The sequence below is a fragment of the Candidatus Thiodiazotropha sp. AKAK3 genome (assembly GCF_058244645.1).
In genome coordinates, this window is record NZ_JBSYOQ010000044.1 from 1 (window position 1) to 25,218 (window position 25,218).

Genomic DNA, 25,218 nt, shown 5'->3' on the forward strand with positions numbered 1-25,218 from the left:
ATGTCACAAAAATAGTTAGTACCGCTGATTTTTTTAGGTCTAAGAAGAGAGGCCTAAGTGGCTACTGCCTGCGTTATCAAAACTGGCTGTAGGCTGATTTGTATAGTGTTACTCTCTTTTTAGAGCGCACCTTGTGGGGCATGGCCCCACCCTACACTTTACCCCAGCAGGTAGGGTGGGGCCCTGCCCCACCAAAGCGTACTACAGTGGCGTTTTGATGCCTTGCTGCAGGCAGGCATCCTTCGGCTGAGCATGGCTATCAAGGTGCCGGGTTAATGAATCGGTAATGGTGACAGAAGATTGTGGCCTCGCGAAAAGGAACCCCTGGCCTTGATCGCAGCCAATTTCACAGAGAAAATCGAGTTGTGTTTGATTCTCAACGCCTTCCGCCAATATGTTTAAACCCAGGCCTTTTCCCATTGCAACTACGGTGCGGATAATACTGCAATCGTCTTCATCATGTTGAATACCCCCGATCAGCGATTGATCGATTTTCAGTGTGGTTACCGGCAGGTGTATCAGTCGATGGAGAGAGGAGACACCTGTGCCAAAATCATCGATAGAGAGAGTGTAGCCGAGTTGAATAAGTTGCTCCCAAAATGGGTCATCAACAGGCTTTTCCAGTAGTCCGCTTTCAGCTATTTCCAACTCAATGCGGCTGGGACTGATACCGGCGAGTTCAACTGTTCGGCATATCTGATCGTAGGCATCACTGCTGTTGAAAGTATGTGTATCAATATTAATCGCCATTCGACCCGGGTCTAAACCCTGGTCGAGCCACTCCAGCATTTGGTTGCATGACTCATTGATCACCCAATGAGTGATGTCCCGCATTACTCCGGCATCATGAGCGACACTTAAAAACTCGCCAGCGGAAAGGAGTCCAAGTCTAGGATGTTGCCAATAGAGCAGAGCTTCATAGCCAATGGTCTTACCACTCGGCAGATTGACTTTAGGCTGGTATTGGAGCAGAAATTCATCATTCATCAATGCAGTATGCAGGTCTATCTCGAGTTTAAATCGATTCTCCTCTTTTTCTGCCATGGCTGAGGTGAAATAGTGAAAGCCATTCCGACCTTCACGCTTGGCCATATACATTGCTGCGTCAGCATTCTTTAACAGCGTAGTTAAGTCATTGCCATCATCAGGATAAATGGCAATACCAACACTTGCAGTGACATGCAGTGTATGGGGTTCCAGGTTAATCGGTTGTCCCAGTAGACTCACTATTTTACGTGCAACCCTGGCAGCGGCATCGTCTTGGCGAATGTCCTCCAGTAGTACGATAAATTCATCCCCACCCAATCGCGCCACTTCATCTTCGTTGCGCACAGCCTGGTTAAGGCGCTGGGCGCTCTCCAGCAGTACTTTGTCTCCAAAATCATGACCAAGGGTATCGTTAATCTTCTTGAAACGATCAAGGTCAAGATAGAGTAGTGCGCAGCGGGTTTTACGGCGCTGAGCATGAGCCAATGCATGGCCGAAGGTCTCGATAAATGCAGTACGATTATGCAGTTTGGTTAGTGGGTCGGTATAGGCCAGCTGGTGGAGCTGCATTTCATGCTGGCGCTTTTCAGTGATGTCGCTGAAAGTTGCTACGTACTCAGTGATATTGCCATCCTTACCAATGACACTGGTGATTCGTAGTAGCTCTGGATAGATCTGCCCGTTTTTGCGACGATTCCAGATCTCCCCTTCCCATTCGCCCTCTAGAATCAGTCGCTCCCACATGCTTTTATAAAAATCATCATCATGTTGCCCTGACTTCATTAGACGTGGATTTTTTCCAAGAACCTCATGTTCCTGATAGCCTGTGATTTCACTGAATGCTTTGTTTACCGCTTCAATCCTTCCTTCGGCATCGGTCACCATAACACCTTCAGCGAGAGAGCTAAGCGCGATATCGCTCCGCTGTTGCCTTCGTTGAATTTCATACTCGTGAGTGATGTCTCGAAATAGAACCACTGAGCCTGAGAGCGCGCCATTGTTCCATACTGGAGAGCAGACCACGCTGGCTCTGATTGTGCTGCCATCCTGGCATCGAAAGTGTTCATTTTCACTTCTGAAATTTGTACCACTGAGATTATGTTTCTGAATAGCACTTGTATCGCGCTGCACTGGTCTGCCACGTTTATCGCTATAGAGAAGATCCTGTACGTTGCGACCAATCAATTGGCTTCTGCTGTATTTCAGGATTTCACAAGCTGTAGGGTTTACATACAATAACTTGCCTGTGGTATCGGTAACATATAGCCCTTCTGCCATATGATCTGAAATGGTGCGTAGTCGCTGGGTTATCTGTAACCAGCGGTTAAAGATATACAATGCAATTGAGATCAGAATGCTGCCCAATAGGAAAACAGTCAGATGTGAGCTTCTCATTTGGCGCAACTGATCAGCCGTTGAGTAGCTTAGAATATATGCTGTTGTGTTTTGATTGCTGTCGCGAAGGTCTTGAAGACTGACCGTATAGCATTCGTTGGTTTGTAGACAGATTTCTGAAGCGAATCCTTGTTCAGATTCCAATGCTTGTTGCAGTTCAGGATTCGATTGCAAGTAGGATTCTATCCTGCTTAGATTTTTACTGTGTTGTTCATCGGTCTGCAGCTTTTCCAGCAGAAATTTTTGGTCGAGGTTTGAGCTGCGATAGTGACTTTTTGCTTCGGGGGGCATAACCGATGCGAAATTACTCGCTTTTAATAACAGCCAATAGTGGGTGTTCTCCATGCTGTCGAGTTTGATCAATGAGTTACGAATTGCCTCGAAAGAGACCCCAAGATCGACAATGCCGACAACAAGATTATCTTGTTTGATTGGAAAGGCAAAGCGGTAACTGGGATAGACCGGGTCGTACTCAACTATCCCGCCTTGGGGGAAGCCATTCATGACACTCTTCAGCATCGGGCGATGACTCATTAGCTGATCACTATGCAATCCAGGATTCTCGAAGCGAAGAAAGCTTTGTCCGTCAGCAAGGATAAACTGCAGTGATTGTATGCCTTTGCTTTGTAGGTTCTCGTAACTTGAGATAAAGCGATTGTAGAGACGCTCTCTTATTTCGTCCTGATCCTTCTCTCCGTTGTTTGCCGCTTTGGAAAGTAGCGCTGCAGTTGGGGGCTGGTTAAACCGTTCATCGTAGAATACTTCGATAATACGCTGATAGCTGTCAAGAACACTGGCAACAGCGGTCTGGCGTGTGGCCTCAAGCAGTGCCAGATGATGGGTAACCTCCCGCCCGTAGTTGAAAAGCAGGATAGAGGCTTCAAGGGCAATTAAAATGATCAGCGCCAAATAAAATCGAACTGATTTCATGGCGTTGCTCCAGGGGTATGACTGGTCAACACCTTGTACTCATGTTTTGCCCCATTGCGTAAAATATAAATAGGGATGGGTTGGATAATTGGATTAATAGGGGGCGGTGAATCGATAGGTGATGTCAGTGAAACGAAGCATGCAGCCAATCCCGAGCGACGTGACTCGAGACTGATCTCTTTTGCTGGAGACTCTATAAACACTAGAGTGGGGCTTATGGTCTGGCTAGTTAGTTGAACCGTTTGCTGATTGTCTACCTGTTTGATTTTCAACGCGAGAGTCCTCTTCTCTTTCCATTCGACCAAGTCCATCTGAATTGATTCGAATACCTTGTATTATTCTAGTGCAGTGACCTATATTGTCTCTTATTTCACGGTTGTTTAATTGTGGTATTTATCTCATTTCACCCGATTTCTATAGTTATTTGTGGTGAAATGACGCAGCACCCGCTCTATTTCATGGGACTGAGCGAGTGCCTTACTGATCGAACGATCAAAATCAGAATTGATCCTCTGCCACGCCCAGGCCTCCTGGGGCTGATATGCCATCGGTGTCGGAGAGGCGAATCTTCAATGAGAGGTTGTTGCGCGAGTCTGCATGGGCAAGCGCCTCTTCCAGGGTGATTTTGCCTTCCTGGTAGAGCTTATAGAGTGATTGATCGAAGGTCTGCATACCCCGTTCGTTACCCTGTTCCATAACCTCTTTTATTGTGTGGACATCACCCTTCTGAATCAGTTCGGAGATGTAAGTGGTGAGTAGCAGAATCTCTACAGCGGGTATGCGCTGTCCGTTCTTGCCCTTGACAAGGCGTTGAGAGACAACCGCTTTAAGATTCAGCGAGAGATCCATATAGAGCTGTTGATGAGCTGTATCGGGGAAAAAGTTGATTATCCGGTCGAGGGCCTGATTGGCATTGTTGGCATGCAGTGTCGAGAGACAGAGATGACCTGTTTCTGCGTAAGCAATCGCATGTTGCATGGTGAACATTTCACGAATTTCACCAATCTGAATCACATCCGGGGCCTCACGCATGGCATTTTTCAGTGCGTTTTCGTAGGAGAGGGTGTCCAGCCCTACCTCACGCTGATCCACCACAGACTTTTTGTGGGTATAGAGGTATTCGATAGGATCTTCGATGGTAAGAATATGACCGGTACGGTTCTGGTTGCGATGCTCAATCATAGCCGCCAGTGTGGTTGATTTACCCGATCCAGTGGCGCCAACTACCAGGATCAGCCCCCTGGGCTCCATGATCAAATCTTTCAGGATTACCGGCAGGTTGAGTTTTTCGACCGGAGGGATGACGCCTTTGATGTAACGTATCACCATCGCAGCATCACCACGCTGGCGGTAGACATTGACGCGAAAACGTCCGAGTGAACTGACAGAAATTGCGAGATTACACTCAAAGGTCGCTTCGTACTCTTTGATTTGATCATCGCTCATGATGCCGTAGGCCAGTTTTCTTACCTGGCCCGTCTGTAGGGGGGATGTGCCTACTGGGCGTGTTTCGCCCTCTGCTTTCAGGTTTGGTGGTGCACCAGTACTAAAAAATAGATCCGAGCCATTTTTTTGCACCATCAGTTTTAAATAAGGCACGATATCCATAGGTTCTCCTCCTGAGCTGACGTACGCTAGTCGTTCACATATGATGGAATAGTTTAGTATCTGAATCCGTATCGGCAGATATCTGTAGGAATGTAGCTTGAATTTCCCCTTTGTCATGAAACCGTCCTCATTCAGGAGGATTAAATGTGAATCAGATTAAATTGAGTGCCATTCATATCTATCCGGTGAAATCTCTATCCGGTCTGGATCTCACCCAGGCAAAACTGGATGGGTTTGGTCTGGTAGATGATCGTCGCTGGATGGTGGTGGATCCTGAAGGGCGCTTTTTGTCACAGCGGTCGTTGCCCCGTATGGCCTTGATCCAGGTTTCAGTTGATGACTTTGGGATCAGCCTGTCTGCGCCAGAGATCTCTCCTTTAAGGGTCAGCAGGCCCAATCCGAGAGATCCCAGAGTTGAGGTGGAGGTGTGGCGAGATCGATGTGAAGCAACGCCGGTGGGGCAAGATGCTGATGCCTGGTTGAGTCAGTTTCTGGGTGTTGAATGCCAGCTGGTTCACATGGCTGATGATGTGAGACGCCAGGTGGATCAGCGCTATGCGAATCCCCAACACCACACCTCTTTTGCTGATGGATTTCCTCTGCTGTTAATTTCTGAGGCCTCGCTGGATGATTTGAACAGTCGCTTGAGTGAGCCGGTTACGATGAAGCGGTTTCGTCCTAACCTGGTAGTCTCCGGCTGTTCCCCTTATGCAGAAGATCAATGGTCAACGATCAAAATTGGCAGTATGGTACTGCAACTTGTAAAACCCTGTTCTCGTTGTGCTATCACAACGGTTGATCCTCTGACGGGCACCAAGGGGCGTGAGCCCCTGGTAACCTTGGCTAGATATCGGCGGCGTGGGAATCAGGTCTATTTTGGTCAAAATCTGCTACATGATCAGCCTGGCGAACTCAGGGTGGGTATGCCAGTGGAGATAGTGGAGAGTCGTGATGAACAGTGATGCTGTCCTGGAAACAACCCGGCGTTGGGTTGAGGGTACTGTGGTAGAGCTCAACCTCTGCCCATTTGCCGCTGTCCCGGTGAAAGCCGGGCGCATACGCTATGCGGTCTGTGCAGAATCGGATATGGATGGAATCTACCGTTCTGTGTTGACTGAGTTTGAAACCTTGTACGGCCTCAGCGAGGAGGAGGCTGAAGCAAGCCTGCTGATTGTGCCTCAGGGGCTGGAGTCCTTTGATGACTACCTGGATCTACTCCAGGCGGTAGAGTCAGTAATACCCGAGGCTGGCTTGGAGGGGGTATTCCAACTGGCCAGTTTTCACCCTGATTATCAGTTTGAAGGGTGTGATGAAGATGATCCGAGCAACTATACCAACCGCTCCCCATATCCCATGTTTCACCTGATAAGGGAGGTCTCATTGGAGCAGGCGTTGAAAAGCTATCCTGATCCGGAGCTTATTCCTGAGCGTAATGTGGCACTGCTGAAGGAGATGGGATTGGAGGCGTTGAAACAACGACTAAGTCGTTGCTTCGAGCATCGGCGGTAGTTGCTTGGCCAGGGTCTGCTTCTGATCCAGATGGCCGCCACTTAAGACAAATCCCCGCAAGCTGCCATCTGGGGCATTGAACAGACACCGGGTGCCTTGATCATCCTGCTGATTCTGCCACTCTCCTGGCTCTCCAGCCATGGGTGGCGCAATCACTATCGGGTGCAGAGGTGTTTTAATCACCACCGGCATGGCCGGATAGATAACCTTTGTCAGATTACCTGTGAGGGTCTTTGCCAGAGCGCGGGCAGCGTTCATGATGGGCATCACATAGGGCAGGTTTAACCCCGCAACTTCAGCACAGTCACCCAAAGCAAAGATGTTGCTGTTACTGGTGCATAAAAGCTGATCTGTTTTTATACCACGCCCAGTAGTCAATCCGGCAGATGAGGCCAGTTGCATCTCCGGCAGCAGCCCTACAGCGGAGATCACCAGATCACAATCCAGGGTAGAGGCATCGGTCAGGGTTAACTTAAATCCGCCGGCAGAGTGGTCCATGATTGCGGCGGTCTGTCGCAGATGCCAAGCGGCACCGGCGAGGGTCATAGCCTCTTGCAGGGCTCTGCCTGTGATTTCCGGCAGTAGAGTACTTATGGGGTGAGGATCGGGTCCGATCAGACTTACCCGGTAACCTGATCCGAGCAGGTCATTGGCAAATTCACAACCGATAAGGCCTGGGCCGATTATGGCAATGTGGGCTGGCGGGTCGGGTAGTTGCCGTCGAAAGTTGCGGTAGTCGTACAGACTGTTGATAGTGATGCGTTGATCTACAGCATCGCCTCTCATCACCGGCACAATGGGTCGTGCCCCGAGCGCCAGAACCAGGGATGAGTAGGATCTCTCGCCCTGGTTAGTGACTACTTTTTGTGCTTCAGGGATGATTTGTAAGGCAACAGTGTGAGGCTCGATTGTCATATCGATCCGCTCTGCCATCGTTTCGGCAGAAGCGTTGATCAGGTCGTCGGCGCTTTTACCCTGAGCCAATCCATTAGAGAGCAATGGCTTGGAGTAGAAATCCCCGGCATCTGCAGTAATCATCTGTAGTGGAACCTGATCATCGATGGCCCGAATCTCTCGGGCCAGACTGTAGCCGGCCAGGCCAGACCCCAGGATCAAAATTTTATCCATGTTGTTATTCTTAAATCTGTTGTTGGTTTACTCTATCAGGCGACCATCTCAACCATTTCGAAGTCAGATTTACTCACCCCACACTCGGGACACTCCCAGTCGTCAGGGATATCCCCCCAGCGTGTCCCAGCAACTATACCCTCTTCGGGCATACCCTCAGCTTCGTCATAGATAAAGCCACATACAATACATTGATACTTCTTCATGGTCTCTCCCATTCTATTCCTGAGTAGTCTAAAGGGTTTTGTAAAAGATAGCTTGAGTCTCAGTTTGACTCCACCCTGTAAAGTTTGGGGAAAGAGACTGATTTGCTATTCGAATCAGTCGTACTCAGAAGCCCGACGGGCGTCGCCTCGGACTTTCTCCTCAGGATATCGGGCCTCATTGATGGTAATTTTTCGCTCTGTCGCTGCTATCAGGTCGATATCCATTCGCTCGGCGCAGCGGATCAGATAGATCAGGATATCGGCCATCTCCAGCGCCACCTCCTCATGTTTCTCCTTGGAGAGATCCATGCTCTGTTCGGGGGTTAGCCATTGAAAATGCTCCACCAGCTCAGCACATTCGGCAATCATCGCCATAGCCAGGTTTTTTGGCGTGTGGAACTGTTCCCAGTCACGGCTTTGGGCGAATGCTTTAAGTCGCTTGTTGAGGTTGTCCAGAGAGTCTTGTGACATGGCTGTTTTCCTGTCTCGGAGAAATGCAGATATGCGCATAATGGTGGAGGGTATGTTGGTGTGGATCAAGTGTTACTTACTAACCAGGCCATAGGTATTAATATCTATGGCCTGGTTAGTATGTAAATTAGAGGGTGGTTTCACACACCACCCTCAAACTGTTACTATTCGCGCGATTTTCAGCCATCCCACCAAGGGTTGGGCGTTGATTCAGCAATCTCCCGCCTATTACTCATTTATTATTTAGGAATGCCCCTTTGATAACCACCGCCAATGTCACCATGCAGTTTGGTGCCAAGCCTCTTTTTGAGAATATTTCTGTTAAATTCGGTGGCGGTAATCGCTACGGCCTGATTGGGGCCAATGGATGCGGCAAATCTACTTTTATGAGGATTCTCGATGGCAGTCTGGCTCCCAGCGCCGGCAATGTCTCCATTGATCCCAACGAGCGCGTTGGCAAGCTGCATCAAGACCAGTTCGCCTTTGAGCAGTACACAGTTGTTGATACGGTGATCATGGGACACGCCAGGTTGTGGGACGTCAAGCAGGAGCGCGATCGTCTCTACGCTCTGCCGGAATTGTCGGAAGAGGAAGGTATGAGAGTGGCAGATCTGGAAATGGAGTTTGCAGAGATGGATGGCTACAGTGCAGAGAGCCGAGCTGGTGAGATTCTGCTAGGTGCCGGTATTGCACAAGAGCTGCATTTTGGCTTGATGAGTGAAGTGGCTCCCGGTTGGAAACTGCGTGTGCTGCTTGCGCAGGCCTTGTTTGCTGACCCTGATATCCTTTTGCTGGATGAGCCAACTAACAACCTGGATATCGACACCATTCGTTGGCTGGAAACTGTGCTCAATGAGCGCAAGAGCACCATGGTGATTATCTCCCATGACCGCCACTTCCTGAATTCGGTTTGTACCCATATGGCCGATATCGACTTCAGTGAACTGCGTGTCTACCCAGGTAACTATGATGACTTCATGACGGCATCGACACAGGCACGGGAACGGTTGCAGGCTCAGAATGCGAAGAAGTCAGCGCAAATCGCTGATCTTCAGCAGTTTGTCAGCCGCTTCTCGGCGAATGCCTCCAAGGCCAAGCAGGCTACCTCACGGGCGAGACAGATAGAGAAAATTACCCTGGATGAAATCAAGGCATCCAGCCGAATGTCACCCTATATCCGTTTTAAGCAAGAGAAAAAGCTCTATCGGCAGGCGCTGACTTTGGAGAACCTAAGTGTTGGGTATGGCGGTGAGCCGTTGTTTAGCCAAGGTAATCTGATCCTTGATGCAGGTACACGGCTGGCCATCATTGGTGAGAACGGTGCCGGTAAAACGAGTCTGCTACGTTGTCTGATGGATGAACTCACTCCCAGCAGTGGCACCCTGAAATGGGCTGAAAATGCGACCTTAGGGTACTGTCCGCAAGATAGTACCGACGATTTCAGTTATGACCTGAACCTGTTTGATTGGATGTCTCAGTGGCGCAAACCCAGCCATGATGATCAGGTGGTACGTGCCACGCTGGGCCGCCTGCTGTTTTCTGCTGACGACTTTGATAAGAAAGTACAAGTCTGTTCGGGGGGGGAGAAGAATCGACTCTTGTTTGGCAAGCTGATCATGACAGATAGCAATGTGCTGATTATGGATGAGCCGACAAACCACCTGGATATGGAAGCCATTGAAGCATTAAACCTTGCATTGGAGCACTACGAAGGCACCCTGATATTTGTCAGCCATGACCGAGAGTTTGTCTCATCGCTGGCTACACAAATTATCGAGATCAAAGATAACAAGCTGAATTATTTTCAAGGTAGTTACGATGAGTTTCTGGCCAGCGATGAATTTCGCGCCAGTCATGCTCTGTAGTCACTGGCAGAGAAGCAGATTCACCCTGAGAGAACTTAATCTCCGGCAATCAGTTCAACACCATTCTGATCAGGATCCCGGCAGAACAATGCTTGGTGCCCTTAAGTGAGCCTTTCAGGTTGTCAATGATATTTAGCCATTAACCCTTTTGTTTTTTGGCGTACTATTTTAATGACCTGCCTAGTGGCCTATTAGTTATGGCTCTTGCAGGCCCTAGGGACTCCAGCAACATCAACGGAGGTGAATTATGAAGCCACTGAGGCAACAGATATCATTTGGGCTGCTGTTTGCGATAGTGAGCAGCTTCTCGACAATCAACCTGCAATCGGAAGAGATTCCTGCTCGTGGCCCCATACCCTTTGGGGCATTTGATCTTGATGGAAACAATCTTATCAGTGAGGAGGAGTTCAATACGGTTCGTGGAAAGCGAATGGCATCTGCTGCGGCTGAAGGCAGACCTATGCGTGGTGCTGCCACCGCCCCCTCTTTTACTGCATTAGATGCCAATAGTGATGGCCAGATAAATCAGCAAGAGTTAACTTCTGGCCAAAGGATGCAGATGCAGAAGCGAAGTGGCATGGGGCCAGGTATGGGAATGGGGAGAGATATGCCGTCTTTCTCTGACTTCGATTTGAATGGTGATGGCTTAATTGTGGAAAAGGAGTTCGCTGAAGCCAGAACCGAGCGAATCAGTAACAGGGCTAAACAAGGTTACATGATGAGAAATCTCAGCAATGCGCCTCAATTTGTGGATATCGACACAAACAGGGATGGAGTGGTCAGCGTTGAGGAGTTTGCCGCCCATCAGTCTCAACGTCGCCAGAAAATGAGCAAACAATAACTGCGTATTTCCTTCCGGCACCAGCATGGCCTGTCTGGTGTCGGCAAGGTAATTAATGCAAAGAGAGCGCTGGCACTAAAGGCTTCTGCTGATCTCTATCAATTCAATGCCATTCATATCCGGATCTCTGCAAAACAGGGCGGTACGGCCAGAACGGCTTAAAGTGTAGGGAACTCCTGCTTGTTCGAGCTTAAGTTTGACCGTTTCGATATCGTCGACCAGAAAGGCGGTGTGACGATCCCGCCCACCATGTGCGGGTCTGCCCTCAACTGGGTCTGGATTAGGCAGTTCCAACAGGTGGATCTGCTGATCACCGATCTGTAGCCAGGCCCCCGGGAAGCCCAGGTCAGGGCGTTGACTATCCTGAGTCAATCCAAGTAGGTCGCAGTAGAAATCGAGTGCGCGCTGAGTGTCTGAAACCAACAGGCTGACATGGTGCAGCTGACTGATCACTGAGCAACTCTCTTGCGGGCACGATCAATGGCCTGGCGGACCTGCTCTGGTGCTGTGCCGCCAATATGGTCTCTTGCTGCGACTGATCCTTCTAGAGTCAGAATATCAAATACATCCTGATCGATTTCCATGGAGAACTGCTGAAGTTCCTGCAGTGTCATCTCTGACAGGTCGCGGTTTTCTGCGACGCCAAAACCGACTGCCTTGCCAACGACTTCGTGAGCATCGCGAAAGGGGATGCCCTTGCGTACCAGATAGTCTGCCAGGTCGGTAGCTGTGGCAAAGCCCTTCATGGCCGCCTGACGCATCGCCTCTTTTCTGCAGTTGATAGCGGGGATCATGGCAGCGAAGACCTTAAGTGAGCCTTTGAGGTTGTCGACGGTATCAAACAGAGGCTCTTTGTCTTCCTGGTTGTCCTTGTTGTAGGCCAGGGGTTGACTCTTCATCAGGGTCAGCAGGCCAATTAAATGTCCATAAATTCGTCCAGTCTTACCCCGGATCAGCTCTGGTACATCGGGATTTTTCTTCTGCGGCATGATCGAGGAGCCGGTACAAAAGCTGTCTGAGAGTTCAACAAAACCGAACTGGGCTGATGACCAGATGATCAACTCTTCTGAAAAACGAGAGAGGTGCATCATGAGGATGCTCGCTGCGGCACAAAACTCGATCGCAAAATCTCTGTCGGAGACCGCATCCAGAGAGTTCTCAGCCGGGGCGCTGAAACCGAGTAGATCTGAAGTCATCTGACGATCGATCGGGTAGGTGGTGCCTGCCAGTGCGGCAGCGCCAAGGGGCATGATATTGGTTCGTTTCTGGCAATCGGCGAGGCGTTCACGATCTCTATCGAGCATCTCGAACCAGGCCATCAGGTGGTGACCGAAAGTGACGGGTTGAGCCGTCTGTAGATGGGTGAAGCCAGGTAATATGGTATCCGCTTCCTGCTCGGCTTTATCGAGCAGTGCCTTTTGCAGGGTAGTGATGGATAAACTCAAATTGGCGATCTCATCACGCAGCCACAAACGAATATCGGTGGCGACCTGGTCGTTGCGGGAACGACCGGTGTGAAGTTTCTTGCCAGCAATGCCGATAGCTTCGGTAAGCGCCGATTCGATATTCATATGCACATCTTCCAGGGCCACTGACCACTGGAATTCGCCACTGGCGATACGTGTTTTGATCTGCTCCAGGCCCTGGATGATGTCGTCGCGCTCCTGATTATTCAGAATGCCTTGCTGAGCCAGCATACGGGCATGGGCTATGGAGCCTTGAATATCGTACTGGTAGAGCCTTTGGTCAAAATCTACTGAGGCGGTAAAAGCCTCGACAAAGGTGTCAGTAGGCTCATTGAAACGGCCGGACCAGGGTTTGGCTGATGGGTGATCGTCGCTCATGAAGAACAATCCTGATTTGATTCAGATGTGGAAACAGCGCGGATTATAGCAGGGGGTGGGATTGGCCGCATTGCTGAGTCAATCTGGGATGGTTTGTTGTATAGTGAAGAAAAAACAGTTGGTTAGAACTTGGGCTCGTTAACACTAATTCAGTTGGCCGCGAGTCGCAGTTAGGTTTCAGTTTTGGATCGGTAGAGGATATGCCTAAGGAAGTGCATCAGGAAGAGAAGAGAGCAGTGCCGCCAGAGCGGGGCAGGGTGCTGTTTTTGCCGAATTTCTGTGCCATTCGCGCAGTCTTTGCGGTGGTGGTGATCGGTGAGCTGCTGGCTATTCTGTTGGCCCTGGCTGCAGTAGACCGTTTGCAGGATTTTTTCTCTCAGCTGAGTCCTATCTCGCTTATTGTTCAGTGGGTTGGGCTCAGCTGTGCCGGCCTGCTCTGTCTGCTGCGTAATCCACTCAACCGGATGGGGAACTGGTGGGCAGGCCTGGTTGCATTTCTGCTACTGATAGCTATGACACTGGTTGTTTTCGGCCTCATCTTCTGGCTGGATGTCGGCATGGAGGCGGCGTTGCGGCGCTCTGGTGGCGATATCTATGACCTGCTGCTCCGGGCAACGGTTATCAGTGCCATCGTTGGTGTGCTTGTACTGCACTATCTCTATCTGCAACACCTCTGGCGCTGCCAGGAAGAGGCGGAAAACAGTGCCCGCTTACAGGCCCTGCACTCACGCATACGCCCCCATTTTCTGTTTAACAGCATGAACACCATTGCCAGTCTGACCCGCTCTGATCCCAATCTGGCAGAAGAGGTGGTGTTGGATTTGGCTGATCTGTTTCGTGAGTCTCTGGGGGATGCCGGGCGTTCTTCCACCCTGGAGAAGGAGCTCTCCCTGGCTCGCCAGTATCTGAGCATCGAACACTTTCGACTTGGAGATCGGCTTGAGGTGGAGTGGGTGCTTGAAGCGCTTCCTGAGAATGCGATGATTCCCCCCCTGATTCTCCAGCCTTTGCTGGAAAATGCCGTTTATCACGGCATAGAGCCTTCACCATCTGGTGGCAAGATTACGATTTCTGGGCACTATCGTCGCAAACGCATCAATCTGAGTATTCGAAATAGCTTGCCAGAGGCCAATCAGAAGAGCCAGAGGCAAGGTAATCGACTCGCGATGGAGAATATTCGCGCCCGCCTGGCCGGAGTTTTTGATCTGGAAGCGAGTCTGACTGAGTCTATTGTGGAGGGGGAGCACCAGGTACGGCTGGTGTTTCCCCATCCCTGGTGGGATTAGTAGGGAGATAGGGTGAAGATTTTAATCGTAGATGATGAAGCTTTGGCAAGAGAGCGCATGTTGTCACTGATAGAGGAGCTCGGTGCACCTTATGAAGTGTCGGGTGAAGCGGCAAATGGGGAGGCGGCACTTGCCCTGTTTCATGAACTGGGGGCGGACGTGGTGTTGATGGATATCCACATGCCTGCAATGGATGGTCTGGAGGCCGCTCGCCAACTGGCTGATACCGATGAACCGCCCGCTGTGGTCTTTACCACGGCTTATGAAGAGCATGCTTTGCAAGCGTTCGAGACCGCAGCCCAGGATTACCTGGTAAAGCCAGTGCGTAAAGCGCGTCTGCTGGAAGCGCTGGTACGTTGTCAGCGACTCACCCGCAGCCAGGTGAATGCCGCAGCAGAGGAGCAAGCTGTTCCTAAATTAAAGGCCAGTTTTCGGGGTGGATTGACCACCGTATCTCTGGATCGGGTGATCTATTTGCGGGCTGACTCCAAGTATGTAGTGGCGCGTCATAGCGATGGGGAGCTGTTGCTGGAGGCGAGCCTGAAGGCTTTGCAGGAGCAGTATGGTGATTGGTTGCTGCGCATCCATCGGAATGCATTAGTGGCGAGAAGATATCTGACCGGACTGGAAAAGGGGCGCGATGGAATCTGCAGGGCAGTGATGCAGGGTTGTGATGAAACTTTGGAGATCAGTAGGCGTCATTTGCCTGAAGTGCGACGTATCATAAGAGGTTCTGATAAGGCACCTTGAGGAAGCTCTTAACTTGTTCCATTTACTTTCAGGATTCATAAAATCGATAGTCAGGCAGAATTACAGATCGATTTTGTCTATTTGTCTGCTTCTCGGACTTCCCCTCTCAGCAGCAGCTGAAGATAGAGATGAAAGTCAGGCTTCCACTGAGCCAACCCTCTATCCTCCGCCTTTGGTTCAACCCTGTTTTCCCTGCCATGGCCCTCAGGGCTATAGCCAGGCGCCCGAGATACCCTCAATCGCCGGATTGCCACGGGACTATTTGCTGAAAGTATTGGCTGCATATCGTTATGGTGGGCGCTTTGGCACCATCATGGATCGCTTGATGGCGGCTTATGACAGAAGGCAGCTAGAGGCAATGGCCGACTATTTCAGCAGTCAGCCCTTCCTGGTCAAGAAACAGGATACCGACTGGAAACTGGTTGATAAGGGGCGACAACTGCATCGGCGCTACTGTAGAGAGTGCCATGGCGACACCGATCACCCGATGGATAAAGGTGCCCCTCTACTGCAAGGGCGCTGGATGAACTATCTTCGCTGGACGATACGGGACTATGTTATCGGTATCAATCAAGGGGATGATGAGATGAGTCGCCAGTTGAGCCTGTTGATACGACGCCATGGCAAGCAGGGGTTGGAAGCGCTGATACACTACTATGGAAAAGGCAAGCCGTAGATTCGGAATGAACGCTTCTTCAGGTGAAAATTGCGCAGGACCCCTGCAGGCTTTAGCATAGGTGACTAATCCGTAAGGAGGCTGTGAATAATTCCGCCCGAATCAGCTTGTGAGCAAGCAGTTTTTGCATCGAGGGCCACGGGTCAGTAGTCGCTGATCACTGACCTGGAGTGATACGCCCGAAGCATAAGTTGCAGTTCGTAAGATGGCGCTGCGAGAGTTGTACAAAGCATCCCTAAATGTGACTTTTCAGCCGGTTTTTTCCAGCTGTCAGGCAGTAAATTTCGAGGTCTTTCATCCATGCCCCAAACCATAAGAATCGCAACCCGTAAATCACCACTCGCCATGTGGCAGGCTGAGCATGTTGCCGCTGAGCTGAAAAAGGCCCACCCGGGTCTTGAGGTTGAGTTGCTGGGTATGACCACTCAAGGGGATAAGATTCTTGATACACCCCTGGCCAAGATCGGTGGTAAAGGGCTTTTCATCAAAGAGTTGGAGCAGGGATTGATGGCCGATGAAGCGGACATCGCTGTGCACTCCATGAAGGATGTGCCGGTAGAGTTGCCACCCGGTCTGCATCTGGCCGTCATCATGTCTCGGGAAGACCCCAGGGACGCCTTTGTCTCGAATAGCTATCAGAACATCACTGAGCTGCCGCAGGGGGCTTGTGTCGGCACCTCCAGTCTTCGGCGTCAGTCTCAGTTGGCAGAACAGCGGCCGGATCTGGAGATCAAATCGCTGCGGGGAAACGTCAATACCCGACTGCGCAAACTCGATGATGGTGAGTATGACGCCATCATCCTCGCAGCAGCAGGATTGAAACGTCTTGGGTTTGAGGCGCGTATAACCGCCTTTATCGGTGCGGAGCAGAGTCTTCCTGCCATCGGCCAGGGCGCAGTTGGCATCGAGTGTCGAGCGGACGATGAGCGGGTGAATGAACTGATTGCACCACTGCACCACACCGAGACTGCGGCGTGTGTGATGGCGGAAAGGGCTATGAATCAAAGACTCAATGGTGGTTGTCAGGTACCTATTGCGGGCTATGCGATGTTGGAGTCGGGTAATCTCTGGTTGCGTGGCCTGGTGGGTGAGCCGGATGGCAGTAACATCATTCGCGGCGAAGTCGAGGGGACAGTAGCAGAGGCCGAAGCGATGGGTGTCGGTCTGGCTGAGCGACTGCTGGAGTGGGGCGCGGGCTCAATTCTAGAGGCGCTATACGATTAGTGTTAACAGGCCCTAGTGCGATATGGGTGAATGTAATCTGAAGGGGTGCGGTATTCTGGTAACCCGTGCTGCTCATCAGTCCAAGGGGCTGGTGAGTATGATTCATGAGTGCCACGGTCGTGCGATTGAGCTGCCTGGAATAGAGATCTGGCCAGTTCAGAATTCAGCTGGTGCGCGAAAATTAATACAGCAACAGTGGGACTGGGTGATCTTTATCAGTCCGAATGCGGTGCGTTATGCTTTGGAACTAGTGCCGATATCGGAATGGCAGGGCAAGGGTATAGGTGCTGTAGGCGCCACCACAGGGCAGTTGCTGAGAGAGGCTGGTTTAAGAGTGGATTTGATACCCGGTCAAGGTTACGACAGTGAAGGCTTGTTATCATTGCCTGAATTGAGTCAGTTAAAAGATCAGCAAATCTTGATAGTAAGAGGAGAGGGTGGCAGAGCTCTGCTTGGAGATACCCTTGAAGCGAGGGGCGGCAAAGTGCGTTATGCTGAGGTTTATCGGCGCGTCAAACCCGAAACCCCGGTTGATTCGCTGCTGGCTCGCTGGCCCGAGGAGATGCAGCTGGTGACAGCGACCAGTAAAGAGGTTCTGAATAACCTGGTTGCCATGTTCGGAGAGGGTGGTTCGGAGCAGCTTACCAAGACACCGCTAATGGTCATCAGTGAGCGTATGGTAGAGCAAGCAGAACGGTTAGGTTTTAATGAAATAGTCAGGGCAGAGGGCGCGGATGATGCGTCAATTATGAGAGCAATCTGTGGATGGACTGAGAGGAACTTCCAGTAAGATTTTAGCAGTCAAGTAGTAACAGGCAATCTATGATTCACTGCATGAGTTGGTAATAGAGCACCTGCTAGCAGAGTAACAAAAGGTATTAAACAAGCCGATGAGTGAACAACAACAGGGTGAAAACATATCATCCGGTAAGGACGAAGATTTCGACCAGACAATAGAGGGTGAAGTTGAGGTTCTGGAGACGGTTTCACGTCAGTCCAACGTCTCCCGTTTGCCATTGATTATGGCTGCTCTCGCTTTGACTGCTGTCATTGTGGCACTGATATTCGGTTATCGATATTGGGTAGAGATGAAGGCGACACTGGAGCAGCTGGATAGTGACTTGGCAGCAGCCAACCAACAGCAGAGCAAATTTGCCGAGCGGTTGCAGAATTCCTACCTGGCCATAGATCAGCAGCAGAAGCAGATCGCCGCTCAGAAGGAGGAGCTGGCACAGCAGGCAGAGCGGGTTAAAGAGGCCAAAGAGGCGTCCAAACAGCAGGATACCCAGCTCTATCGCTCCCTCTCAGAGATTCAGACCCGACTCGGTGGTCGGGAGGGGCAGTGGCGCGTGGCCGAGGCGGAATACCTGCTGCGTGTGGCCAATCACCGACTTACTCTGATGGGTGATGCAGCCACCTCCCTGGAGGCGTTGAAATCTGCAGATGAGCGACTCAGCGCCAGCGGTGATCCGCTATGGTCTGGGGTCAGAGAGCAGCTGGCACGGGAGATGACACAGCTCAAGGCCGTGCCTGTTGTCGATCAGGCGGGTATAAGCGCCGAGTTGAGCGCATTGGCGGATCAGGTTGACCAGCTGCCCTTGCGGGATGAGGGTATTGCCCTGACTCCGAATAAAACTCAGGACGATGAACAGACTGAAGGGGCTGGTTCACAAAGCATCGCCCTGGAGCAGGTCATCGATGACCTTTGGCAGGGGTTCAAATCGATGATGGTCATTCGTCATCATGACCGGCCGATAAGTGCCATGCTGCCACCTGAGCAACGTTACTTTCTGCTACAAAATCTGCGCCTCAAGCTCGAGAATGCCAAAGCGGCTCTGATGGGGCGTGAAGTTACACTCTATGCCGATAATCTGAACGCCGCTATGAAATGGTTAGAAGACTATTTCCTGCTGGATGACCCGGCTGTGAGCGGTTTTCGCAGTCAGATTGAGGCGCTTACAGCTCGGGATATAGCCCCAGTGCTTCCTGATATCACAGCCTCACTACGACTGTTACAAGAGAAACGACAACAGCTGAATCAGGAGGGCGGGCAGTGAGAACCCTGATAGCCTCCTTTATTGCCCTGCTTGGCGCGGTAGTTCTTTCTCTGTGGGTCAAACAGGACAATGGTTACGTGCTGATTGGCTATGGAGAGTGGACTATAGAGGGTAGCCTGGCGCTGTTTGCCTTAGCGGTATTGGCCCTGTTTCTGCTGTTGTATGTGACAATAAGAAGCCTGATCCATGTCTGGAGTATGCCGGATCGGATTGCAGGTTGGCGCCAGAAAAGACGGGTTGTTCGCGCTCAACAGGCTCTGACCCGCGGCCTGGTAGAGTTGGCTGAGGGGCGCTGGAAGGTTGCAGAGCGCCACCTGACCCGATTTACCACCCAGTCAGAAACGCCACTTCTGAACTACCTCGCGGCTGCCCGGGCAGCTCAGCTGCAGGGTGAGCATGAACGTCGGGATGACTATCTGCACCTGGCCCATGAGAGCATGCCATCTGCGGATGTCGCCGTGGGCCTTACCCAGGCTGAATTGCAACTGGCTCACCAGCAGTATGAGCAGGCATTGGCGACACTGATGCATGTACGCACCTTATCGCCGAAACACAGCTACGTTATGACGTTGCTGAAAAAGCTCTACGAGAATCTTGGTGAGTGGCAAAAACTTGAGGAGATGCTACCTGAGTTGAAGCGCAGAAAAGTCATCAGTGAGCAGGAGTTTCATGCGCTGGAAACGAGAGTTCACAGCGAGCGTTTGAAACAGGAATCGATGCAGTTGGAGAGTCTGGTCAACTACTGGCAGCTTATACCCAAGACAGTGCGTCAGCAACAGAGAATCCTACTCGATTACTCCAGATATATGATGGCCCTGGGCGCTGGTTCCAGGGTGGAGCCGTTGATAGCCGCTTCCCTTCAACGTGAGTGGAGTAGTGAACTGGTTGCCCTATATGGTCAGATTGTACTTGCTGATCCTGCTCACCAGCTGGCAACAGCAGAGGTTTGGTTGAAACAGCATCCTGAGGATCCTGTATTGCTGCTTACCCTGGCCAGGTTGTCACTGCTCAATAAGTTATGGGGAAAAGGCCGCAGCTATCTGGAGGCCAGTATCGGCATTGCACCGACAGCAGAGTCCTATCAGCAGCTGGGGCTGTTGCTCGAGCGTCTTGGTGAAACAGATAAGGCTATGCAGTGTTTCCGCGAAGGCCTCTGCTTAGATCATGAGGAGCCGCAGCGTGCCCTGCCACCGATCGATACCAGGCCAGCATTGAGCAATAGTCCTGAGTCTGTCAGGCAGACCTCGTTAATTGAGGGGATTTAAAAAAATTGTAAAATAATATAGTGACTAATTGTAGGGGTATGCTGGGAGCGTGTATGATTGGCTCCACAACACCCAGCAAGGGGACATTTGAAGCCCCTGTCTATTTGTAATTAACAAGAGAGGCACACTTCGGCTGAACATGGCCTATTAAGGTGCCGGGTTAATAACTAGTTTTAATGACTGTCAGCAAAGTGGAATTGCGAGTCTCTTTAACGAGCAAATCCCCCGAGGGCATTGTCTATAGTGACTGGTTCAATTCCACTGCAGCGGTTATTGTCTCTCTGTTTGGTAGTTCTCCTCAGTTTTACTTCATACGCTGGCTGGAATTCATCAGATAAAAATGATGAGGGTGCTGCTGCACTTTTGCTTGAAGGGAATCTTGAACAAGGGCGACTGATCTACGAAGAGTGCGCAGTCTGTCATATGCCTGAAGGATGGGGTACCCCAAATGGTGCCTATCCACAGATAGCGGGCCAGCACCGTAGCGTCGTGATCAAGCAGTTGGCCGATATCCGAGCCAAAAACCGTGACAATCCATCCATGTACCCCTTCGCTATTCCAGAAGAGATTGGCGGCGTTCAGTCCATCGCCGATGTGGCGCTCTATATTGAAAATCTTAAAATGACCACTGCCACGGGTAAAGGTTCAGGGGAAGATCTGGCCTATGGTGAACAGCTCTACAAGGAGCAATGTTCAGATTGTCATGGCACAAAGGGAGAAGGTGAGCAGACAAAAGCTTACCCACTGATTCAGGGGCAGCACTATCTCTATCTGTTACGTCAGCTGACCTGGATTCAGAATGGTAAGCGCCGCAATGCCAATAAAGAGATGATGGGGGTTATCCGCGATTATACGCCCCGGGAGCTGAAGGCCCTGTCGGATTACATTTCCCGACTGTTACCCAGTGAGGAGAGGCGTTCCCCCTTTACCTGGAAAGATCGCAATCGTGCTAAAGCATTTGGCGAATAAGATGAGCGATCACTCTTTAGGGGTAAGCCTTGATGTTAAAAAAAGCTTTTCTCAGAAAAGAGAGCTGTTTGTAAGCTTTCTTTGGCTGTTTTTACCTGTCTCATTGTTGCTGGCGGGTATATTTTATGCGTTTTCCAACCAAACCCAAAAATATGAACTACAAACCGCTCTGATTCGTGAAGAGGCTGCACTAACCAATGCCAGCCATCTGACATCTATGATTTTCGTGCAAAAGCTATCTGACCTGATGGTACTTACGGAAGGCGAAACTCTGAAAAACTATCTACATGATTCAAGCAGGAAAAACTGGATAAAGACAGCCAGAGAGTTCTCCCTGTTTGCCCGTAGAAAGCCCAAGTATCTACAGATCCGATATCTCGATACCAACGGAAAGGAGATCGTACGAATCAACAACCGGGAAGGTGAACAGGAGATTGTGCCGAGGTTTCAACTTCAGGATAAAAGTGGGCGTTACTACTTCAAAGAGGCGATAAAACTCAATCAGGGTTCGATCTATATCTCTCCTCTCGACCTGAATGTTGAAAATGGCGTTGTAGAGCAACCTGTCAGACCTACCATTCGTTTTGCTACACCAGTATTTGATGGCTATGGGGTGAAACAAGGCATACTCATAATCAACTACAATCCCGATGAGTTTTTACTACGTATTAGTGAGATCTTTAAAGTCAGGATGGGTAATGCAGTAATGCTGAATAGTGACGGGCATTGGTTATTGGGTGCGCCAGAAGAGCAGTTATGGGGTTTTATGTACGGCCAGGAGAAGACGTTTGCAACCGATTATCCTGATGTGTGGTCCGCCATAAATTCCAGTGATAAAGGATCGTTTTTTTCAGACAAGGGCCTGTTTGTTTTTCAAAAGACCTATCCCCTGGATATGAGTAAGCAGGGCACCCTAGAGAATTTGGAGTTTGACGACTTACAGCCATCTTTGAATGAGAATTTGGGGGGGCGCTACTGGATCTACCTCTCCCATATATCCAAAGAGAAGATCGAAGAGCTCACCTTTAAGCGTCTGATTGTGTCAGCGGTTACCTATATGTTGCTATTTATGGTGACTGCAGTGATCAGCCTCTTTTTTGCAAGGAACTTAGTACAAAAAAAGCTGGCCTATCGACAGCTGCAGCAATTCGCAACCACAGACGCCCTCACCGGTCTGGCTAACCGGCGAGAGTTGGATAAGGTAGCAACCAGAGAGTTTCGGCGAGCAGAGCGCTTCAAAAGGAAGTTATCGATAATGATGCTCGACCTGGATCACTTCAAAAAGGTTAATGACAGCTACGGTCACACTATAGGTGATGAGGTTTTATGCCATGTGGCGGGGATCCTGAACGAGGTTATCAGGGGGCAGGATATACTGGTTAGATATGGGGGAGAGGAGTTTCTCATTCTGTTGCCAGAAACCCACCTCAAAGGCGCCAAGCAACTGGCAGCGCGTATTTGTAGGCTGGTCGCTGACACAGCCTATGAGAAAGAACTGCTCCGAATACCGGTTGCTGTCAGCATTGGAGTCAGCGCTTTTAATGAGCACGACAATAGCTATCAGGATATTATAGTCAGAGCAGATCAGGCCCTGTTTCAGGCCAAGCGTAATGGGAGAAACCAGGTGGTCATCAATGACGGCACTACAGACAATGCTGTGTGATTTGCCGAGACCGCATCCTCTTAATCTTCTCAGAACAACTCTGAAAGCCCCTCTCCCTTTACGGGAGAGGGGTTGGGGAGAGGGTGTACGCGAAGCGTTACATGTGGTTGAAAAATAAAACCACACTGATCGTTCATATTTATCTTGCTGATTGCTGGGTAAAATAGGGTGTTTATTCACCCCCTCTCCCACAAGGGGAGAGGGGCGTTTCTCTCCCACCTATTTATGCTACTGATGAGTTGTAAGTTTTTTAACCACTAAACTCAACATACTTAGTCGCCGGGTTAATAATACCCAGACTCACTTCTATCTAGCCGCTTTTTTGTGCGACTGCTGCGGCACCATATTCAAACGAGTCAGAGTAGAGTTTTTCGTCAGATAGGCCGTGTGTAAGAAAGGCCTCCTTTCCCGCATGGATCATCGGCGGTGGTCCGCTCATGTAGACCTCGTGAGCACTTAAATCGGGATAGTTTGCTACAACCGCATCATGTACCCAGCCAGTCTCCCCCTGCCAGTCGGGATCAGGCTCAGAGAGCACCGGTGTATAGCTGAAATTTGGGTATTGTGCTGCCCACTGCTCAGGCAGATCCGGTAAATAGAGGTCAGAGCGGGCGCGAACCCCCCAATAGAGATGCATCGGGCGACTGACTCCAATCTGGAAAGCGTGTTCAATGATGCCCTTTAAGGGTGCGAATCCCGTGCCGCCGCCCATCAGAATAATGGGTCTATCCGACTCCTCCCTTAAATAGTAACTGCCCAAGGGAGCTTCAATGCGCAGGATGGTCTTCTCCTTCATGCCATTGAACAGATGGTCGGTAAAAGCACCCCCGGATACATGCCGGATATGCAGTTCAATGAAATCATCATCATGGGGGGCATTGGCTATAGAGAAGGCGCGTTTACTGCCATCATTGAGGATAAAGTTGAGATATTGTCCTGCCAGAAACTGTAACCGCTCTCCTTCAGGTAGTTTTAATTTGAGGAGAATGACATCATCGTTCAGGCGATCGATACGGTCGATCTTGCAGGGCATGATTCGGGTCTGTATATCCTGTGATTGAATAATCTCAGAGACGCCTATAGCGATATCCGATTGAGCATGAGCCTGACAGGTGTAACAGATGTCGGTTTCATTATCGCTCATGACTGGCGGCTGCCCATTAGGGTAGTTGATCTGGCCATTTGAGAGGGTTGCCCGGCAGTCACCGCAAAAACCGTTTCGGCAGCCGTAGGGGAGGTTAATACCCTGTCTGATAGCCGCGTCGAGAATGGTCTCATCATCCTCTACGGTAAACTGGTGGCCGCTGGGTTCAACCTGCACTTTATGGGTCATGAGCTACTCTGTTGTTTAAAATGGCTGAAACTGGAGTTGTTGGATTGTTATCTCAACTCATCTCCAAATTATTTAGGCGGGAATTCTCTCCTATTTTGCTCAGGAATTAAACCGGGAGTCCTTTGGGTTATGGGTGTGACGATTATTGGGTGTGGTGATATAGGCACCCGCCTGGCATTGATGTATAGAGAGATGGGCGTAGATGTAACCGGTTGGGTGCGCTCATCTGGCAGTGTTGAGCGTCTTGAAGGAGTGGAGATTGCCGCTTCCCAGGTCGACCTCGATGGGGCGATAAAAGAGCCCTTTTCCGATGAGGATGAACAGCTCTTCTACTTCGCGCCCCCCCCATCGAGCGGTGTCGAGGATTTGCGGGTTGCCGGTTTGATTGATGCTTTCCACGACGGCGCGCAACCGGGAAAAGTGGTCTATCTCAGTACCAGCGGAGTATATGGTGACTGTCAGGGGGCTTGGGTGGATGAGACCAGGGAAACATCGCCAACCGCAGACCGGGCAAAGCGACGCCTGGATGCAGAGAGACGATGGCAGTTATGGAGTGAGCAGAGTGGCAGACCGCTGGTGATCCTCAGGGTTGCCGGTATCTATGGGCCTGGAAAATTGCCACTGGAACGATTGCGCAAGGGTTTGCCGATGGTTGCAGAAAAAGATGCACCGATTACCAACCATATTCACTCTCTGGATCTGGTTGAGATAGCCCACACAGCGATGCAAAAAGGTATTGATGGTGCGATTTACAATGTCTGTGACGGCCAGCCGGAGAGTATGACCCGCTATTTCAATCGGGTTGCAGACTTTCTACAGCTGCCTCGACCACCGGTCATCACCCTTGATGAGGCCAAAAGCCAACTCTCACCAGGCATGCTCTCCTATCTCGCTGAGTCACGCAGACTCAGCAACCGCAAGATGATCGAGGAGTTGGGGATCAGTCTGCGCTACCCGGAACTGGAACAAGGATTGCCCGCCTGTATAGAGTGAATCCAAAAATCGAATGGGGGTGGGGAGGCTATACGACGAATAGACCGTAGGGGGAACGACGCACCAACCATCCCGGATTCCGCTTTGCTCCATCCAGGCTACCTTGCTGAGATATTTATGAAATTGTGAAGGTTGTATGTGGTTGTTGGCGTTTTCGGCAAGCTTTTGGTGGGGCATGGCCCCACCCTACGCCAATACGGGTAGGGTGGGGCCATGCC

The 25,218-nt window shown here is 50.6% G+C and carries 22 protein-coding genes; 14 read left to right on the plus strand and 8 right to left on the minus strand.

Annotated features, from left to right (window positions below; genetic code table 11):
- Positions 1–201: 201 nt before the first annotated feature.
- Positions 202–3,312 carry an EAL domain-containing protein gene (locus AC4IE7_RS08375; RefSeq protein ID WP_490776370.1) on the minus strand — a complete coding sequence of 1,037 codons (3,111 nt, stop codon included), beginning with the start codon at positions 3,310–3,312 and terminating at the stop codon, positions 202–204.
- Between the two features lie 498 nt (positions 3,313–3,810).
- Positions 3,811–4,920 carry a PilT/PilU family type 4a pilus ATPase gene (locus AC4IE7_RS08380; protein ID WP_490776371.1) on the minus strand — a complete coding sequence of 370 codons (1,110 nt, stop codon included), beginning with the start codon at positions 4,918–4,920 and terminating at the stop codon, positions 3,811–3,813.
- Between the two features lie 146 nt (positions 4,921–5,066).
- Here AC4IE7_RS08380 and AC4IE7_RS08385 point away from each other — a divergent pair, with 146 nt between their 5' ends.
- Entirely contained in the window at positions 5,067–5,882 is an 816-nt protein-coding gene (locus tag AC4IE7_RS08385) for an MOSC domain-containing protein (RefSeq protein ID WP_490776372.1), read from the plus strand.
- The gene (locus AC4IE7_RS08390; RefSeq protein WP_490776373.1) at positions 5,872–6,429 is read left to right on the plus strand and encodes a DUF1415 domain-containing protein; all 558 of its coding nucleotides are present in this window, start codon (positions 5,872–5,874) and stop codon (positions 6,427–6,429) included. Before AC4IE7_RS08385 ends, AC4IE7_RS08390 begins: the two co-directional genes overlap by 11 nt.
- On the opposite strand, the gene AC4IE7_RS08395 is transcribed toward AC4IE7_RS08390, so the two are convergent.
- From AC4IE7_RS08395 to AC4IE7_RS08405, 3 genes are all read right to left on the minus strand, one after another.
- Positions 6,400–7,557 (minus strand): FAD-dependent oxidoreductase, encoded by a 1,158-nt coding sequence (locus AC4IE7_RS08395; RefSeq protein ID WP_490776374.1) that lies wholly within the window; start codon positions 7,555–7,557, stop codon positions 6,400–6,402. The genes AC4IE7_RS08390 and AC4IE7_RS08395 overlap by 30 nt on opposite strands.
- Before the next feature lie 35 nt (positions 7,558–7,592).
- A complete protein-coding gene (locus AC4IE7_RS08400) occupies positions 7,593–7,763 on the minus strand; it encodes a rubredoxin (RefSeq protein ID WP_490776375.1) in 171 nt (56 codons plus the stop codon).
- Between the two features lie 114 nt (positions 7,764–7,877).
- Complete coding sequence (locus tag AC4IE7_RS08405) at positions 7,878–8,234, minus strand: nucleotide pyrophosphohydrolase (RefSeq protein WP_490776376.1); 357 nt, start codon at positions 8,232–8,234, stop codon at positions 7,878–7,880.
- Positions 8,235–8,491: 257 nt separating this feature from the next.
- On the opposite strand from AC4IE7_RS08405, the gene AC4IE7_RS08410 reads away from it, so the two are divergent.
- Together AC4IE7_RS08410 and AC4IE7_RS08415 are read left to right on the plus strand one after the other, a co-directional pair.
- Positions 8,492–10,099 (plus strand): ABC-F family ATPase, encoded by a 1,608-nt coding sequence (locus AC4IE7_RS08410; RefSeq protein ID WP_490776377.1) that lies wholly within the window; start codon positions 8,492–8,494, stop codon positions 10,097–10,099.
- A 247-nt stretch (positions 10,100–10,346) separates the two neighbouring features.
- Positions 10,347–10,940: an EF-hand domain-containing protein gene (locus AC4IE7_RS08415; RefSeq protein WP_490776378.1), complete on the plus strand. Its 594-nt coding sequence runs from the start codon at positions 10,347–10,349 to the stop codon at positions 10,938–10,940.
- A gap of 75 nt (positions 10,941–11,015) precedes the next feature.
- Here the strand turns inward: AC4IE7_RS08415 and AC4IE7_RS08420 are convergent, their stop codons facing one another.
- Together AC4IE7_RS08420 and argH are read right to left on the minus strand one after the other, a co-directional pair.
- Positions 11,016–11,393: a VOC family protein gene (locus AC4IE7_RS08420; RefSeq protein WP_490776379.1), complete on the minus strand. Its 378-nt coding sequence runs from the start codon at positions 11,391–11,393 to the stop codon at positions 11,016–11,018.
- On the minus strand, positions 11,390–12,784 hold the full coding sequence (argH, locus tag AC4IE7_RS08425; protein WP_490776380.1) for an argininosuccinate lyase: 1,395 nt from the start codon (positions 12,782–12,784) through the stop codon (positions 11,390–11,392). The genes AC4IE7_RS08420 and argH overlap by 4 nt, the downstream gene beginning before the upstream one ends.
- Before the next feature lie 200 nt (positions 12,785–12,984).
- Here argH and AC4IE7_RS08430 point away from each other — a divergent pair, with 200 nt between their 5' ends.
- The 9 genes from AC4IE7_RS08430 (at position 12,985) to AC4IE7_RS08470 (ending at position 22,674) form a co-directional block, all read left to right on the plus strand.
- Complete coding sequence (locus AC4IE7_RS08430; protein WP_490776381.1) at positions 12,985–14,070, plus strand: sensor histidine kinase; 1,086 nt, start codon at positions 12,985–12,987, stop codon at positions 14,068–14,070.
- A 12-nt stretch (positions 14,071–14,082) separates the two neighbouring features.
- Positions 14,083–14,820, plus strand: a complete 738-nt coding sequence (locus AC4IE7_RS08435; protein ID WP_490776382.1) for a LytR/AlgR family response regulator transcription factor — start codon at positions 14,083–14,085, stop codon at positions 14,818–14,820.
- A gap of 73 nt (positions 14,821–14,893) precedes the next feature.
- A complete protein-coding gene (locus AC4IE7_RS08440) occupies positions 14,894–15,496 on the plus strand; it encodes a c-type cytochrome (protein WP_490776383.1) in 603 nt (200 codons plus the stop codon).
- 300 nt (positions 15,497–15,796) lie between these two features.
- Positions 15,797–16,720, plus strand: a complete 924-nt coding sequence (gene hemC / locus AC4IE7_RS08445) for a hydroxymethylbilane synthase (protein ID WP_490776384.1) — start codon at positions 15,797–15,799, stop codon at positions 16,718–16,720.
- Between the two features lie 22 nt (positions 16,721–16,742).
- A complete protein-coding gene (locus AC4IE7_RS08450) occupies positions 16,743–17,510 on the plus strand; it encodes a uroporphyrinogen-III synthase (protein WP_490776385.1) in 768 nt (255 codons plus the stop codon).
- Between the two features lie 100 nt (positions 17,511–17,610).
- On the plus strand, positions 17,611–18,777 hold the full coding sequence (locus AC4IE7_RS08455; RefSeq protein ID WP_490776386.1) for a uroporphyrinogen-III C-methyltransferase: 1,167 nt from the start codon (positions 17,611–17,613) through the stop codon (positions 18,775–18,777).
- Positions 18,774–20,042, plus strand: coding sequence for a heme biosynthesis HemY N-terminal domain-containing protein (locus AC4IE7_RS08460; protein ID WP_490776387.1), 1,269 nt, complete (start codon positions 18,774–18,776; stop codon positions 20,040–20,042). The genes AC4IE7_RS08455 and AC4IE7_RS08460 overlap by 4 nt, the downstream gene beginning before the upstream one ends.
- A 243-nt stretch (positions 20,043–20,285) precedes the next feature.
- Positions 20,286–21,011: a c-type cytochrome gene (locus AC4IE7_RS08465; protein ID WP_490776388.1), complete on the plus strand. Its 726-nt coding sequence runs from the start codon at positions 20,286–20,288 to the stop codon at positions 21,009–21,011.
- 1 nt (position 21,012) lies between these two features.
- Positions 21,013–22,674: a sensor domain-containing diguanylate cyclase gene (locus AC4IE7_RS08470; RefSeq protein WP_490776389.1), complete on the plus strand. Its 1,662-nt coding sequence runs from the start codon at positions 21,013–21,015 to the stop codon at positions 22,672–22,674.
- Between the two features lie 310 nt (positions 22,675–22,984).
- On the opposite strand, the gene AC4IE7_RS08475 is transcribed toward AC4IE7_RS08470, so the two are convergent.
- Positions 22,985–24,007, minus strand: coding sequence for a CDP-6-deoxy-delta-3,4-glucoseen reductase (locus tag AC4IE7_RS08475; RefSeq protein ID WP_490776390.1), 1,023 nt, complete (start codon positions 24,005–24,007; stop codon positions 22,985–22,987).
- Positions 24,008–24,136: 129 nt separating this feature from the next.
- Here AC4IE7_RS08475 and AC4IE7_RS08480 point away from each other — a divergent pair, with 129 nt between their 5' ends.
- The gene (locus tag AC4IE7_RS08480; RefSeq protein WP_490776391.1) at positions 24,137–25,000 is read left to right on the plus strand and encodes an SDR family oxidoreductase; all 864 of its coding nucleotides are present in this window, start codon (positions 24,137–24,139) and stop codon (positions 24,998–25,000) included.
- Positions 25,001–25,218: the final 218 nt, after the last annotated feature.